Source organism: Actinosynnema sp. NPDC053489, assembly GCF_044544865.1.
Taxonomy (GTDB): domain Bacteria; phylum Actinomycetota; class Actinomycetes; order Mycobacteriales; family Pseudonocardiaceae; genus Actinosynnema.
Genome location: NZ_JBITXT010000003.1, coordinates 62085 through 76813 on the forward strand (window position 1 = coordinate 62085; position 14729 = coordinate 76813).

14 protein-coding genes are annotated in these 14729 nt (G+C 72.9%); 6 read left to right on the forward strand and 8 right to left on the reverse strand.

Annotation, left to right across the window (positions count from 1 at the left end):
• Positions 1-49: 49 nt before the first annotated feature.
• Both ACIGNX_RS06845 and ACIGNX_RS06850 read right to left on the reverse strand, forming a co-directional pair.
• Entirely contained in the window at positions 50-2209 is a 2160-nt protein-coding gene (locus tag ACIGNX_RS06845) for a putative bifunctional diguanylate cyclase/phosphodiesterase (RefSeq protein WP_396537141.1), read from the reverse strand.
• Between the two features lie 76 nt (positions 2210-2285).
• Positions 2286-3107: an SAM-dependent methyltransferase gene (locus ACIGNX_RS06850; RefSeq protein ID WP_396537143.1), complete on the reverse strand. Its 822-nt coding sequence runs from the start codon at positions 3105-3107 to the stop codon at positions 2286-2288.
• A gap of 90 nt (positions 3108-3197) precedes the next feature.
• Between ACIGNX_RS06850 and ACIGNX_RS06855 the strand changes: the two genes are divergently transcribed.
• Complete coding sequence (locus ACIGNX_RS06855) at positions 3198-4346, forward strand: pentapeptide repeat-containing protein (RefSeq protein ID WP_396537145.1); 1149 nt, start codon at positions 3198-3200, stop codon at positions 4344-4346.
• Position 4347: 1 nt separating this feature from the next.
• Positions 4348-5307 (forward strand): pentapeptide repeat-containing protein, encoded by a 960-nt coding sequence (locus ACIGNX_RS06860; RefSeq protein ID WP_396537147.1) that lies wholly within the window; start codon positions 4348-4350, stop codon positions 5305-5307.
• Here the strand turns inward: ACIGNX_RS06860 and ACIGNX_RS06865 are convergent.
• Positions 5251-6135: a LysR family transcriptional regulator gene (locus ACIGNX_RS06865; protein WP_396537149.1), complete on the reverse strand. Its 885-nt coding sequence runs from the start codon at positions 6133-6135 to the stop codon at positions 5251-5253. The two genes, ACIGNX_RS06860 and ACIGNX_RS06865, sit on opposite strands and share 57 nt — an antisense overlap.
• A gap of 108 nt (positions 6136-6243) precedes the next feature.
• Here ACIGNX_RS06865 and ACIGNX_RS06870 point away from each other — a divergent pair, with 108 nt between their 5' ends.
• Positions 6244-7089, forward strand: a complete 846-nt coding sequence (locus tag ACIGNX_RS06870; RefSeq protein WP_396537151.1) for an aldo/keto reductase — start codon at positions 6244-6246, stop codon at positions 7087-7089.
• Positions 7090-7476: 387 nt separating this feature from the next.
• On the forward strand, positions 7477-8307 hold the full coding sequence (locus ACIGNX_RS06875; RefSeq protein ID WP_396537153.1) for a GH25 family lysozyme: 831 nt from the start codon (positions 7477-7479) through the stop codon (positions 8305-8307).
• 62 nt (positions 8308-8369) lie between these two features.
• Here the strand turns inward: ACIGNX_RS06875 and purL are convergent, their stop codons facing one another.
• The 4 genes from purL to ACIGNX_RS06895 all read right to left on the reverse strand — a co-directional run bounded on the left by purL (position 8370) and on the right by ACIGNX_RS06895 (position 12307).
• Positions 8370-10631 (reverse strand): phosphoribosylformylglycinamidine synthase subunit PurL, encoded by a 2262-nt coding sequence (gene purL / locus ACIGNX_RS06880; protein WP_396537155.1) that lies wholly within the window; start codon positions 10629-10631, stop codon positions 8370-8372.
• The gene (gene purQ, locus ACIGNX_RS06885; protein ID WP_396537157.1) at positions 10631-11302 is read right to left on the reverse strand and encodes a phosphoribosylformylglycinamidine synthase subunit PurQ; all 672 of its coding nucleotides are present in this window, start codon (positions 11300-11302) and stop codon (positions 10631-10633) included. Before purQ ends, purL begins: the two co-directional genes overlap by 1 nt.
• On the reverse strand, positions 11299-11538 hold the full coding sequence (gene purS / locus ACIGNX_RS06890) for a phosphoribosylformylglycinamidine synthase subunit PurS (RefSeq protein ID WP_306743917.1): 240 nt from the start codon (positions 11536-11538) through the stop codon (positions 11299-11301). The genes purQ and purS overlap by 4 nt, the downstream gene beginning before the upstream one ends.
• A gap of 229 nt (positions 11539-11767) precedes the next feature.
• Positions 11768-12307, reverse strand: a complete 540-nt coding sequence (locus ACIGNX_RS06895; protein ID WP_396537159.1) for a DUF3800 domain-containing protein — start codon at positions 12305-12307, stop codon at positions 11768-11770.
• A 150-nt stretch (positions 12308-12457) separates the two neighbouring features.
• On the opposite strand from ACIGNX_RS06895, the gene ACIGNX_RS06900 reads away from it, so the two are divergent.
• Positions 12458-13429, forward strand: coding sequence for an NAD-dependent epimerase/dehydratase family protein (locus ACIGNX_RS06900; RefSeq protein WP_396537161.1), 972 nt, complete (start codon positions 12458-12460; stop codon positions 13427-13429).
• Positions 13430-13458: 29 nt separating this feature from the next.
• Positions 13459-14070, forward strand: a complete 612-nt coding sequence (locus tag ACIGNX_RS06905; protein ID WP_396537163.1) for an MBL fold metallo-hydrolase — start codon at positions 13459-13461, stop codon at positions 14068-14070.
• On the opposite strand, the gene ACIGNX_RS06910 is transcribed toward ACIGNX_RS06905, so the two are convergent.
• Entirely contained in the window at positions 13992-14711 is a 720-nt protein-coding gene (locus tag ACIGNX_RS06910; RefSeq protein ID WP_396537165.1) for a DUF2334 domain-containing protein, read from the reverse strand. The genes ACIGNX_RS06905 and ACIGNX_RS06910 overlap by 79 nt on opposite strands.
• Positions 14712-14729: the final 18 nt, after the last annotated feature.

Here is a 14729-nt window from a genome sequence, read left to right on the forward strand (position 1 = left end):
GCGGACGTGCGGAGTCCGACGGCGGCCGGACGAGCGGGTCCCCGCCCGCTCAGCGGCGCAGCAGCTCGTCGATGTCGGCGGGCTTCATCGGCTTGGCGAAGAACCAGCCCTGGCCCGTGTCGCAGCCGATCCGGTGCAGGCGCTTGGCCTGCGCCGGGGTCTCCACGCCCTCGGCGGTGACGCCCAGGCGCAGCGCGTGGGCCAGCTGCACGAGGGTGGAGACGATCTGGACGTCGACCGCGTCCTCCTCGTCGGCCGCGCGCAGGCCCTCCATGAACGAGCCCGCGATCTTCAGCTCGTGCACCGGCAGGTGCTTGAGGTAGGCGAGGTTGGAGTAGCCGGTGCCGAAGTCGTCGATGGCGATCCGCACGCCCATGTCCGACAGCGCCCGCAACGCCTCCAGCGGCTCGTCGGCGGTGCCCATGATGGCGCTCTCGGTCAGCTCCAGCTGGAGGTGGTGCGGCGGCAGCGCGCACTCGTCCAGGATGCGCTTGACGTCCCGCACCAGCTCGGGGTCGCGGGACTGCCGCACGGCCAGGTTGACGCTGACGAACGGCGCGTCGTCGCCGAACTCCTCCAGCCACCGCCGCGCCTGCTCGCACGCCCGCCGCAGCACCCACCGGCCCAGCGGGACGATCAGCCCGGTCTCCTCGGCCAGCTCGATGAACCGGTCCGGCGCGAGCCGGCCGAACTCGGGGTGCTGCCAGCGCACGAGGGCCTCGACGCCGACGACCGTGCTGTCCTCCAGCCGCACCAGCGGCTGGTAGTCCACGTAGAACTCGTCGCGCTCCAACGCCGCCGGCATGGTCGCCGACAGGGTGAACCGGGCGACCTCCTTGGCGTTGCGCTCCGGGTCGTACAGCGCCCACCGCGACTTGCCGTCGGCCTTCGCCCAGTACAGCGTGATGTCCGCGTCGCGCATCAGGTCGGCCGCCGTGGTGTTGGACAGCGCGCGCTCGACGATGCCGATCGACGCCGACACGGTCAGCTCGTGCCCGCCGATCCGGATCGGCGACTCCAGCTCGCGCAGCACCCGGTCGGCCACGTCCACGATGTCCTGCGTGTCCTGCGAGCCCTCGACCAGGATGACGAACTCGTCGCCACCCATCCGGGCGACGAGCTTGCCGTCGCCGGACACCGAGTGGTCCAGCCGCCGCCCGACCTCGACCAGCAGCTGGTCGCCGATGTCGTGGCCGAGGCTGTCGTTGATCACCTTGAACCCGTCGAGGTCCAGGTAGCACAGGCCGGCGCGGTGCCGCGCCCGGTTGTTGAACACCCGGCCGAGGCGCTCCAGGAACAGCGCGCGGTTGGGCAGGCCGGTCAGCGGGTCGTGCAACGCCTGGTAGCGCAACCGGTTCTGCAGCAGGTGGCGGTCGGTGACGTCCTCGATCATCGCCACCTGGTACTGCGGGTCGCCGTGGTCGTCGCGCACCAGCGACAGCGTCAGGTGCGTCCACACCTGCTCGCCGTCGGCCCGGCGGAACCGCTTCTCGGCCCGGTAGTGGTCGCACTCGCCCGCCGTGAGCTGGTCGTACAGCCGCCAGACGCCGCTGCCGTCCTCCGGGTGCATCAGGTCGCGGATGTTGTACTGCCGCATCTCCTCGACGCTGAACCCCAGCATGTCCTGCAACGCCTGGTTCACGTCCAGGATGCGGCCCTCGACGTCGGCGATGCCGATGCCGATCGCGGCCTCGGTGAACATCGCCCGGAACCGGGCCTCGGAGGCGCGCAGCGCGGCCTCGGCCTGGTCGCGGGCGTCCAGCACGGCCGCGCGGATCGCCTCCTGCTCGGCCAGCGTGCGTTCGCGCAGCGCGCGGGCGTACCCGGCGGCCAGCGCGCCCTGCAACGCGGCCAGCCGCGACCGCATCAGCTCGTCGGGCTGGATGCCCAGCTCGCCCAGCAGGTCGTCGCCGAGCAGCTGCACGGTCCGGCCCAGCGTGTCCGTGCCGGTGAAGTGCGCCTCGACCAGCCGCGCGCCGATCTCGTAGCCGGGCGCGGTGCGGAACGGGCTGGCGTGCAGCGCGTGCACCAGCACCTCGGTCAACGCCTGCAGGTGCTCGGCGACCTCGGACCGCGTCATGGGCACGTAGCTGCTGCCGATGACGGCGGTCGCCCAGGTGCGGGCGAAGGACTCCGCCCCGGCCAGTACGGCGGGGTCGAGGTTCGATCGGCCTGGTGCTGCCACCCGATGGTCAACCTGTTCCGTCATGTCCGTCGGCCTGCCGCCACAACCGAGAGGATACGGCCGGTCGCCGCGCGAGGTCGACAACCCGGCCCGGCGCTCATCAGCGCTTCCGCCCGACGCCGCCGAAGCTGATGAAGTGCGCCGCGTCCTCGTCCACGTCGTCGGGCGACTCCGGCCGCCACAGCGGCAGCCGCGCCACGCCCGGCTCGACCAGGTCGAAGCCCTCGAACATGACCTCGACCTCGCGGCGGGACCGGAAGCACATCTCGCTGACGCCCCGGTTGTAGACGCTCCTGGCGTCGTCCCAGGCCGGGTCCCACTCGCCCTCCTCGAAGCCGGCGTGCGAGATGGCCAGGTGGCTGCCGTCGGGCAGCGCGTCGCGGTAGTCTGCGACGATCCCGCGGGGGTCCTCCGAGTCGGGCACGAAGTGCAGCAGCGCGATCATCAGCACGCCGATCGGCTGGTCGAAGTCGAGCAGGCCGCGCACCTCCGGCGAGGTGAGCACCTCCTTGGCGTCGCGCACGTCGGTCTGCAGCACGTTGACCAGCTCGTTGCCGGTGAGGATGGCCCGGCTGTGGGCGACCGCCACGGCGTCCATGTCGACGTACACGACGCGGGCGGACGGGTCGGCGGCCTGGGCGATCTCGTGCACGTTGCCGACCGTGGGGATGCCGGAGCCCAGGTCGAGGAACTGGCGGATGCCCCGCGACAGCATGAACCGCACGGCGCGCCGCAGGAACGCCCGGTGGTTGAGCACGATGCCCCGGATGATGGGCACGTCGGCGAGGACCTTGTCGGCCACGGCCCGGTCGACGGCGAAGTTGTGCGCGCCGCCCAGCCAGTAGTCGTAGACCCGCGCGATGCTCGGGCGCGCCAGGTCGATGTCACCCGGCGCCCAGGTGGGCCGCTCCACGCCGTCCACGCGATCTCTCCTCGAACGTGCTCGTGTTCTCACCGTTGTGGTGACACCCACATCATGGGCCAACCCGGTGAGTTGGCACACCGTCGGTCGGTGCGAGTTCTTCAATCGCCCACCGCCGAACTGATCACCGGGAAGAATGACGCCCTCGTGGGGTACCTGTGGATCGCCGGCGCGGTCGTCTCGGTGGTGGCGTCGGGCTGGCTGCTGCTCGCGCACCGCCGCGGGCGCGGCGTGGTCATGCCGGTCGTGCTCGGGGCCGCGGGCGCGTTCCTGCTGGTCACCGGGTGGTTGTTCGCCGTGGACGCGGCCGGGCCGAAGCACGAGGCGATCAAGACTGGTGGCCTCGCGGGCGGCTCCGTGGTGGCCCTGTACGCGCTGTGGCTGAACGACCGGCGGCGGCGCACGGACGAGGAGCGGCAGCGGGTCGAGACCGAGCGGAAGGACCTGGAGCACGCGAAGGCCGAACACGACCGGTCGCGGGTCGCCGACGAGAGGTTCGCCCGGTCGGTGGAACTGCTCGGTCACGACGCGGAGCAGGTCCGGGTCGGCGCGATGCACGCCCTCGCGGGCCTGGCCCGGTCGCGCCCCGAGTACACCCAGACCGTGCTCGACGTGCTGTGCGCCTACCTGCGGCGGCCGTTCGAGCGGGATGGCGACGAGCGCGAGCTGGAGGTCCGGCTCACCGCGCAGCGGCTGGTCGCCGACCTGCTCCCGCGGGCCGGCGTCGAGGGTGCCCCGCGCTACGACCTCGACCTGACCAGGGCCTACCTGGAGTACTTCGACCTGTCGCAGCGGCAGGTCGGCCGGTTGCTGATGCGCTCGACCACCCTGGCGGAGTCCAACTCGCTGCACCACACCGAGGTGCACGGCGACGCCTACTTCACCGCCTCGGCCAGCTCCGGGCGGCTGCACCTGCACCACGTGGTGTTCCGCGGCGGCGCCTGGTTCAGCCGGTTCGCCTGCGAGCGGACGACCGACTTCCGCGCCACCAGGTTCCTCGGCCCGACCAAGTTCGCCGAGTCGTCGTTCACCGGCCCGGTGACCTTCGAGGGCTGCGAGTTCGCCGGGCCCGCCGACTTCGCCGACGCGCGGTTCACCGGCGGCCTCGACCTGAGAACGGCGACACCGGTGGAGCTGCTCGGCGCGGGTCCGCGGGTGTCCCTCGACCACGACAACGCCCTGCCCGGGGGCTGGGTGGTCCGCCGCGACGCCGACGGGCTCGGACGGGTGGAGGTCTGACGTGCGCGGACGCGGGTTGCTGGTGGCCAGCGTGGTCGCCGCCGTCGTCGTCACGGTGGCGACGACCGCCGTGCTGCTCCTGCTGGACCCGAAGCAGCCGAAGGCGGAGGCGGTCAAGACGGGCGGCCTGGCGGGCGGCGCGGTCGTGGCGCTGTACGCGCTGTGGCTCAACGACCGGCGGCGGCGCACCGAGGAGGCGCGGCACGAGCTGGAGGGCGAGAAGGTCGCCGACGAGCGGTTCGCGCGGGCGGTCGAGCTGCTGGGCCACGAGGCCGACCAGGTCAGGGCCGGTGCGATGCACGTGCTCGCGGACCTGGCGCGCAGCACGCCCCGGTACCGGCAGACGGTGCTGAACGTGCTGTGCGCGTACCTGCGGCGGCCGTTCGAGCACGCGGCCCTGCGCGCGCTGCCGGAGGACCCGGAGCAGGCGTTCACCGGCCGGGAGCGCGAGGTGGACCCCGAGCAGGACCGCGAGATGACCGTGCGGATGACCGCGCAGCGGCTCGTCACCGACCTGGTGCCCTGGGGCCAGGCGCCGGACGCGGCGTACCAGCTCGACCTCACCGGGGCGAAGCTCGTGCACTTCCGGCTGGAGGGCCGCCGGTTCGGCAGGCTGGTCGCCCGGCGCGCCGAGTTCTACGGCATCACCGCGTTCCGCGAGGTGGAGCTGGTCAAGCCCGCGCTGTTCTCCGGCGCCACGTTCCACGGCCGGGTCGACTTCCGCGGGGCGCGGTTCGACGGCGGGATCTCGTTCCAGGACGCCGACTTCCGCGCCCGGCTGGACGTCACCGGCGCGCGGGTGGGCACGTTCCTGCACCCCCCGGCGCGACCGCCGGCCGACCAGGTCGGCGCGCTGGAGGTGCAGCGGGGCACCGCGCTGCGCGCCGACCCGGGCGGCCTGCGGCTAACCGGCGACGGGCAGCCCCCCGCCGGCCTCCAGGACCATGTCCAGCAGGACTGACGCGGCGGCGCTCACCGCGGGCGCGGACACCACGGCGGTCTCGACGGTCGGCGCGTCGACCAGCTCCACGAACCGGGCGCGGGTCCGCTTGGCCGCGAACGACGCCGGCACCAGCGCCACCCCGAGGTCGAAGCCGACGAAGTCGAGCAGCGAGTGCACGTCGTTGACCTCGACCGCGACCCTGCGGTCCACGCCCGCGGTGGCCAGCGCGCGGTCCACCTCGTCGCGCGTGCCCCAGCCGGGGTTGAAGTCCACGAACGCCTGACCGGCCAGCTCGGCGAGCCGCACCGACTCCCGCTCGGCGAGCGGCAGCTCCGGCGCGCACGCCAGGACCAGCGGCTCGGTCGACAGCGTCGAAACCTTCAGGTCGTCACCCGCGCCGCCGGGGGTGACGAACGCGAGGTCGAGCCGGCCGGCGCGCACGAGGTCCACCAGCTCGGCCGAGCCCGCCTGGCGCAACCGCAGCTCGACGCCGGGGTGCAGCTCGTGGAACCGGGCCAGCACGGCGGGCAGGTGCACGGCGTGCAGGCACTGGATGCTGCCGACGGCCAGCGAGCCGCGCAGCAGCCCCTGCACCGCGGCCACCGCGTCCCGGGCCGCGTCGATCGTGCCCAGCACGCGCCGTGCCTCGACCAGCAGCGCGCGCCCGGCCTGGGTCAGCTCGACCTGGCGGGTGCTGCGCACGAACAGCGGCGCGCCCAGCTCGACCTCCAGCGCCCGGATCGACGCGGAAAGACCCGACTGGGCGACGTGCATGCGCCGGGCGGCCCGGGTGAAGTGGCACTCCTCGGCCACGGCCACGAAGTACTCGAGCTGGCGGAGTTCCACGATTCATCACCCGTACTGCTGAATGGCATCAGCTTCTTCTGTTGGACAGCTTAATGCCTACCGCGCAAGCTGGTGGCGCACAACCGCGACCGACGGAAGGACGTCAAGATGCTGACTCGCCGGATCGGAGGGGTCGAGGTCGGCGCCATCGGCCTGGGCGCGATGCCGATGTCGCTCGAGGGCCGGCCCGACCGGGCCCAGGCGGTCGAGACCATCCGCACCGCGCTGGACCGGGGCGTGACGCTCATCGACACCGCCGACGCGTACTCCGCGGACGACGGCGACTTCGGGCACAACGAGGAGCTGGTCGCCGAGGCGCTCAAGGGCGTCGACGGCGTCCTGGTCGCCACCAAGGGCGGCCACACCCGCACCCCGGGCGGCGGCTGGGGCCTCAACGGGCGGCCCGAGTACCTGAAGTCGGCGTGCGAGGCGTCGCTGCGCCGGCTCGGCGTGGACGCCATCGGCCTCTACCAGTTCCACCGGCCGGACCCGGCCGTGCCGACCGCGGAGTCCGTCGGCGCGCTCGCCGAGCTGCTGGACGAGGGCAAGATCAGGCTGGCCGGGGTGTCGAACTTCAACCCGGTGCAGATCCGGGAGGCCGACGAGGTCCTCGGCGGCCGGCTGGCGAGCGTGCAGAACCAGTTCTCGCCGGCGTTCCGCTCCAGCGAGCCGGAGCTGGAGCTGTGCGCCGAGCTGGACATCGCGTTCCTGCCGTGGAGCCCGCTCGGCGGCATGAGCGAGGCCGGTCGGCTGGGCGAGCGGTTCGGCGCGTTCGCCGAGGTCGCGCGGGCGCACGGGGTCAGCCCGCAGCAGGTGTGCCTGGCGTGGATGCTCGCCAAGGCGCCGCAGGTCGTGCCGATCCCCGGCTCGTCGCGGCCGGCGAGCATCGCCGACTCGGCCGACGCGGTGCACCTGCGGTTGTCGGAGGAGGAGCTGAAGCGCCTGGACGGGTGACACCCTGAGGATGCGGCGGGGTGCGTCCGGCCGGACGATTCAGGCGGGACGTACCAGCACCGCCGACCGAATGGGGCGTCGATGGCGACACGCACCCGCTCGCGCGCCGTGACCACCCGACCGAGTGCCGGAGCGATCACGCGGGCGACCGTCCCCGCGCCGGTCGCCGGGGCGCCGCCACCGCCGGGCGACACGCGGCGGGGTCCGGGACTCCCACCCGACCACCCACCACCTCGACGGCAGCACCGCGCGGTCGCGCAGGGTTGCGCGGAGATGACGCGTTGCTCCGTTTTCGTGACTAATTAACACGAAGCTTGGTGAAGTGGTTAGAGGTGCAGGACACTGCCCAACGAGTCAACCCCCCTGCACTGGCTCAAGGAGTCCCCGATGAACAACCTCGCACGCTCCGCCACCGCCCTCGTGACCGGCGTCGCGCTGGCCGTGCTCGGCCTGGCGGCGACCGCCCAAGCCGCCCCGTCCCAGACCGCGCCGTCCCAGAACGCGCCGTCCCCGGTCGCCGAGGACCACGCCATGGGTTCGCAGATCGCCAAGCACGAGGGCGGCGGCGACCGGCGCATCGCCATCCCGACCGACCCGAGCGCCCAGGCCGTCGTGTACGGCATCGACGTCAGCGGGCACCAGGGCAACGTCGACTGGAACTACTGGTGGGGCCAGGGCAAGCGGTTCGCCTACGTCAAGGCGACCGAGAGCACCACCTACCGCAACCCGTACTTCGCCCAGCAGTACAACGGGTCCTACAACGTCGGCATGATCCGCGGCGCGTACCACTTCGCGCTGCCGGACAAGTCGACCGGCGCCACCCAGGCCGACTACTTCGTCAACAACGGCGGCGGCTGGTCCCGCGACGGCAAGACGCTGCCCGGCGCGCTCGACATGGAGTACAACCCGTACGGCTCCACGTGCTACGGCCTGTCCCAGTCGAGCATGACGGCGTGGATCAAGTCGTTCAGCGACCGCTACCAGGCCCGCACCGGCCGCTGGCCCGTCATCTACACCTCCACCAGCTGGTGGAGCCAGTGCGTGAACGGCGACTTCAGCTCGACCAACCCGCTGTGGGTCGCCCGCTACTCCTCCACCGTCGGCTCGCTGCCGTACGCGTGGCCGATCTACACGATCTGGCAGTACTCGTCCTCGCCGATCGACCAGAACCAGTTCAACGGCGCGTACGACCGGCTCCAGGCGCTCGCCAACGGCTGACCGCCGGGTGGGCGGCCGGGGAACGCGCCCCGGCCGCCCACCGCGTCAGTCGAACGGCGGCGTCAGTCGAACAGCGCGGGGAGGGTGCCCTCCCACGCCTCGCGCAGCTCGGCCAGCGGCAGCGAACCCAGCCCCTGGACCTCCAGCGCGCCGGACTCCGGGTCCACCACGCCGACCTTGCGCCACGGCAGGCCGCGCGCCGTGCACATGTCGGTGAACCGCAGCTCCTCCGTGCGCGGCACGGCCACCAGCACGCGGGCCGTCGACTCGCTGAACAGCTCGGTGAACAGGTCGCCCTCCAGGAACACCCGGGCGCCGACCTCGCCGATCAGGCACGTCTCCACCAGCGCCTGCGCCAGGCCGCCGTCGGACAGGTCGTGCGCCGCGGACACCATGCCGTCGCGCGAACCCGCCACCAGCACCTCGCCCAGCAGCTTCTCCCGCGCCAGGTCCACCCGCGGCGGCAGGCCGCCCAGGTGCCCGTGCACGACGTGCGCCCACTCCGAGCCGCCGAACTCCGCCCGCGTCTCGCCCAGCAGCAGCAGCGTCTCGCCCGCCTCCGCGCCGATCCCGGTCGGGATGCGCCGGCGCACGTCGTCGATCACGCCCAGCACGCCCACCACCGGCGTCGGCAGGATCGCCGTCGAACCGGTCTGGTTGTAGAAGCTGACGTTGCCGCCGGTCACCGGGATGCCCAGCTCGGCGCACCCGTCGGCGAGGCCCTTCACGGCCTGCTCGAACTGCCACATCACCGCCGGGTCCTCCGGCGAGCCGAAGTTCAGGCAGTTCGTCACCGCGACCGGCGTCGCGCCCGTCGTGGCCACGTTGCGGTACGCCTCGGCGAGCGCGAGCTGCGCACCCGCGTACGGGTCCAGCCTGGCGTAGCGGCCGTTGCAGTCCGTGGACAGCGCCACGCCCCGGTGGGTCGACTCGTCGATGCGGATCATGCCCGAGTCGGCGGGCTGCGCGAGCACCGTGCCACCGCGCACGTACCGGTCGTACTGCTGGGTGACCCACCGCTTCGACGCCAGGTTCGGCGACGCGGCCATCGTCTTGACCAGCTCCAGCAGCTCGCCCTCGGCCGGCTTCGGCAGCCGGTCGGGGGTGTCGGCCTGCACCGCGTCCTGGTCGGCCGGGCGCTCGATCGGCCGCTCGTACACCGGGCCCTCGTGCGCCACGGTGCGCGGCGGCACGTCCAGCACGACCTCGCCGTGCCAGGTGATGACGAGCCGGTCGCCCTCGGTGACCTCGCCGATCTCGGTCGCGATCACGTCCCACTTCGCGCAGACCGCCATGAAGGCGTCCAGGTCCTCGGGCCGCACGACCGCGCACATGCGCTCCTGCGACTCGCTGGACAGGATCTCCGCCGGGGTCATGCCCGACGCGCGCAGCGGCACCCGGTCCAGGTAGACGTGCATGCCGCCGTCACCGGCGCTGGCCAGCTCCGACGTCGCGCAGGCCAGGCCCGCGCCGCCCAGGTCCTGGATGCCGACGACGATGCGCTCGGCGAACAGCTCCAGGCAGCACTCGATCAGCACCTTCTCGGTGAACGGGTCGCCCACCTGCACGCTCGGCAGCTTCTTGCGCTTGCCCGCCGAGTCGTCGAACGTCTCGCTGGCCAGCACGGACACGCCGCCGATGCCGTCCAGGCCGGTGCGCGCGCCGAACAGGACGACCTTGTTGCCGGTGCCCGAGGCGTGCGCCAGGTGCAGGTCCTCGACCCGCATCGCGCCCACGCACAGGGCGTTGACCAGCGGGTTGCCCGCGTAGCTCGCGTCGAACACGACCTCGCCGCCGATGTTGGGCAGGCCGAGGCAGTTGCCGTACCCGCCGACGCCGGCCACGATGCCCGGCAGCACCCGGCGCGTGTCCGGCGCGTCGGCCGGGCCGAACCGCAGCGGGTCCATCACGGCCAGCGGGCGCGCGCCCATGGCCAGGATGTCGCGCACGATGCCGCCCACGCCCGTCGCCGCGCCCTGGTACGGCTCGACGTAGGACGGGTGGTTGTGGCTCTCGGCCTTGAACGTGATCGCCCAGCCGTCGCCGATGTCGACCACGCCCGCGTTCTCGCCGATGCCCGCGAGCATCTTCGCGCGCATCTCGTCGGTGGTCGTCTCGGAGAAGTACTTCAGGTGCACCTTGGACGACTTGTAGGAGCAGTGCTCGCTCCACATCACCGAGTACATGGCCAGCTCGGCGTCCGTGGGGCGGCGGCCCAGGATGTCCTTGATGCGGGCGTACTCGTCGTCCTTCAGGCCCAGCTCCTTGTAGGGCTGCTCCTGGTCGGGCGTGCTCTCCGCGTTCTTGACGGTGTCGACGGCCATCAGACGCCCACCACCGAGTCGACGAGGGAGAGGAACATGCCCAGGCCGTCGTCGGTCGGGCCGGTCAGGGCGTCGATCGCGTGCTCGGGGTGCGGCATGAGGCCGACGACCCGGCCGTTGGCGCTGGTGATGCCCGCGATGTCGTTGCGCGAGCCGTTGGGGTTCTCGCCGACGTAGCGGAACACCACGCGGCCCTCGCCCTCCAGCTCGTCCAGGGTGGATTGGTCGGCCTGGTAGCCGCCCTCGCCGGACTTCAGCGGCACGAGGATCTCCGCGCCGCGGTCGTACCGGGTGGTCCACGCGGTGCCGTTGTTCTCGACCTTGAGCCACTGGTCGCGGCACACGAAGTGCAGCTTGTGGTTGCGGACGAGCGCGCCGGGCAGCAGGTGCGCCTCGCAGAGGATCTGGAAGCCGTTGCAGATGCCCAGGACCGGCATGCCCTTCTTGGCCGCGTCGACGACCTCGGTCATGACGGGCGCGAAGCGGGCGATCGCACCGCAGCGCAGGTAGTCGCCGTAGGAGAACCCACCGGGCACGATGACCGCGTCGACGCCCTTGAGGTCGTGGTCGGCGTGCCAGAGCTTGACCGCCTCCCCGCCCGCGTACCGGACCGCGCGCTCCGCGTCGACGTCGTCCAGCGTGCCGGGGAACGTGATGACCCCGACCCTCATGCCTCGACCCGCCTCACGACCCAGTCCTCGATCACCGGGTTGGCGAGGAACGTCTCGGCGATCTTGGCGAGCGTGGCGTCGTCGACGTCGTCGGCGACCTCCAGCTCGAAGTGCTTGCCCTGGCGGACAGTGGTGATCCCGTCGAACCCGAGACGGGGCAGCGCGTTGGCCACCGCCTGTCCTTGCGGGTCGAGGATTTCGGGCTTCGGCATGACGTCGACGACGACTCGGGCCACGACAGGCTGCTCCAAGGTAGGAGGGCTGGCGGTACCGCCAAAGCCTACCTGACCTGTGTGTTCATCAACTTCGCACGTGGTGGGGGGCACACGTTCACCTGGTATCACCCGATCGTGAGAGGGCGCCGGGGGGTCGGATCCTGCTAATCTGATCGCAGCCGAGGCCCGTAAGCCGAGGAAGTGAACGCGGTCCCCCTCCCGGACGGTTGGGCGGCCGCGTTTCGCGCGTCTACGGCCAGTCGAGCCTGATCACCGAGCCGATCAGCGGTACCGCCCGCCGGGCCCAGTCGCCGCCGGCGCCGTGGCACCAGACGGCGATGTCGGCCAACCAGAGCAGGGGCTCGTCGACGCTGTCGACGTGCTCGTAGACGAGCGGGCTCTCACCGGGGCGCTTGCCGAGCACACCCCGGACCGTGCGCACGTCGAAGACGTCGCGGTTCTGGCGGCTGTCGAAGACCAGGCGGTGCCCCCCGAGGTCGAGCAGGTCGTCGACCAACCTCGCCACGCACTCCTGGCGGGCGCGTTCCTCGCCCCGGGCGCAGCTCGCCCGGTAGACGTCGACCCGTGCTCCGCTGTCGGCCAGCTTCGACAGCAGCAGCCTGCGGCGGGACTGCTTCTCGTCGTAGAAGTGCAGCTCCCGCTGACCTGGGAACAGCAGGCCGCGCAACGCCGACCGCAGGCGCTTGAGGTCCCTGGGGTGGATGACGGCCGCCGCCAGGTAGTACGTGTCGTTCCGACGGGACTCGTCGACGAATGCGTGCACGCTCACGGCCGGGTATCGGCACGCGCGCGGGCCCGCTGGAACGACTCCGCCCGAACGTGCGTTCGCCCCGACCGGCGGGACCACCGGCCAAGGCGAGCCGTTCGCCGTCGGCTGACGCGGTGGCGGGGTGGGGTTCGCGGACGCAGGGTGGGGATCATGCGCATCCTGGTGCTCGGTGGGACGGTGTTCCTCGGCAAGGCGACGGCCGCCGAGGCGGTGCGGCGGGGGCACGAGGTGGTCTGCGCGGCCCGCGGTGAGTCCGGGGCCGTGCCCGGGGGTGCCGTGCTGGTGCCCGTCGACCGGGACGTCGACCTCGGGCCGCTGGCGGGACGGCACTTCGACGCGGTGGTGGACGTGGCCAGGATGTCGGTCACCTGGGTCCGCCGGGCGCTCGCCGCCGTGACCGCGGACCACTGGACGTTCGTCTCCAGCGCCTCCGTCTACGCCGACCACTCGACGCCCGGCGGCACGGCCACGCTCGACCCGGTGGAGGACGACCCCGCCGCGCCGATGACCCCCGAGCGCTACGGCGCGGTCAAGGTGGCCTCCGAGCACGCCGTCCTGGACGCCGTGGGCGACCGCGCGTTCATCGTCCGGGCCGGCCTGATCAACGGGCCCGGCGACCCCACCGACCGGTTCGGGTACTGGCCCAACCGGCTGTCCCGCGGTGGGCGCGTCGCCGTCCCCGACGCGCCCGACCAGCCCGTGCAGCACGTCGACGTGCGCGACCTCGCCGCCTGGGTCGTGGACGCGGCCGAGCGGCGCACCACGGGCACGTTCGACGCGGTGGGGCCCGCGAACCCGCTGTCGCTGGTTCTGGGTGAGATCGCGGGCGCGGTCGCGCCACCGGGCACGGTGCTGGTGCGCGTGCCCGAGGCCGTCCTCCAGCGGCACGGGGTGGAGCCGTGGGTCGGCCCGAGGTCCCTGCCCCTGTGGCTGCCGCCGACCCACCGGGCGATGATGTTCCGCGACGCCGGTCCGGCGTTGGCCGCGGGCCTGCGGGTGCGGCCCACGGCCGAGACGGCGCTGGACGCGTTGGCGCACGAACGCGCGCTGGGCCCGGACCGCCCGCGGCGCGCGGGACTGCCGCCGGAGGCGGAGGACGCCCTGCTGCGCGACGTGGCGTGAGCGGCCGGGCGGAGACGAGAGGAGCGCTCATGCTGATCGCGCACTTCGGGCACTCGTGCCTGCTGGTGGACACGGGCGCGGCCCGGCTGCTGTTCGACCCCGGCGTCTACTCCTCCGGGTTCGAGCGGGTGGAGGGGCTGGACGCGATCCTGATCACGCACGGGCACCCCGACCACGTCGACCACGACAAGCTGCCCGCGCTCCGCGCCGCCAACCCGGGAGCGCGCCTGGTCGCCCCGTTCGAGCTGGACGGTGCCGAGCGGGTCGCACCCGGTGACGCGCTGGAGTTCGGCGGGTCCGCGGTGCACGTCCTCGACGCGCCGCACGAGGTCATCCACCCGCAGGTCGAGCTGCCGGTGAACGTCGGCTACCTGGTCGACCACGGCGCGTTCTACCACCCCGGCGACTCCCTGACCGTGCCCGGGCAGCGCGTCGACGTCCTCGGCCTGCCCGTCGCCGCGCCGTGGCTGAAGGTCTCCGAGGCGGCGGACTTCCTCGCCGCGGTCGGCCCGCGCAAGGCGGTGCCGATCCACGAGGCGATCCTGGCGCGGACCGAGATCTTCTACCGCGTGCTGGCCGGCACCGCGCCCGAGGGCGTCGAGGTGGTCGTGCTGCCGCGCGGCGAGGCGGTCGAGCTGTAGGTCGCGGGCGACGCGCCGTGGTGCAGGGCGAGGTCGACGGCCTCCAGCAGCGCCTCGCGCGGCCCGAGCCGGTCCAGGTCCGCCGCGTCCACGCCGATCCGCACGAACGCGCCGCGCCGGGCCGCCCGGGCGATGCCGAGCAGGTAGCCCCAGTGCTCCTGGACCATCCGCACCCGACCCGTCCGCACCTCGCCGGTGCGCAGGTCGCGCACGCCCGCCATGTCGGCGCACACCGCGAACCGGTGCCGGCGCAGCGCGACCACCGTGCCCGGCGAGGCGAGCCAGGACGGCGGCGCGAACAGGTCCGTGGCCAGCCCCAACCGCTCCAGCGCGGCCCGCGCGGCGACCAGCCGCAGCCCGGCCTCGTGCGCGGGCAGCGCGGAGAACTCGGCGCGCCGGCGCAGCGACACGGGCCGGTGCGTCGGGTCCGGCTGGTGGTCGAAGCCGTGCAGGACCAGCGCGTCACCGGCGGCCACCCGCCCGCGCACCCAGTCCAGCGCCGGACCGGGCACCGCCTTGCGGGGCGTGAGCAGCAACGACATCGGCACCCGCCGCCGGTCCAGTTCGTCGGCGAGGTCGGCGCACCGGGCGAGCGTGCTCGGTCCGACGCCGGACAGCGAAACCACGAGTTCGGCGACCATGCCCCCAGTGGGCACCAC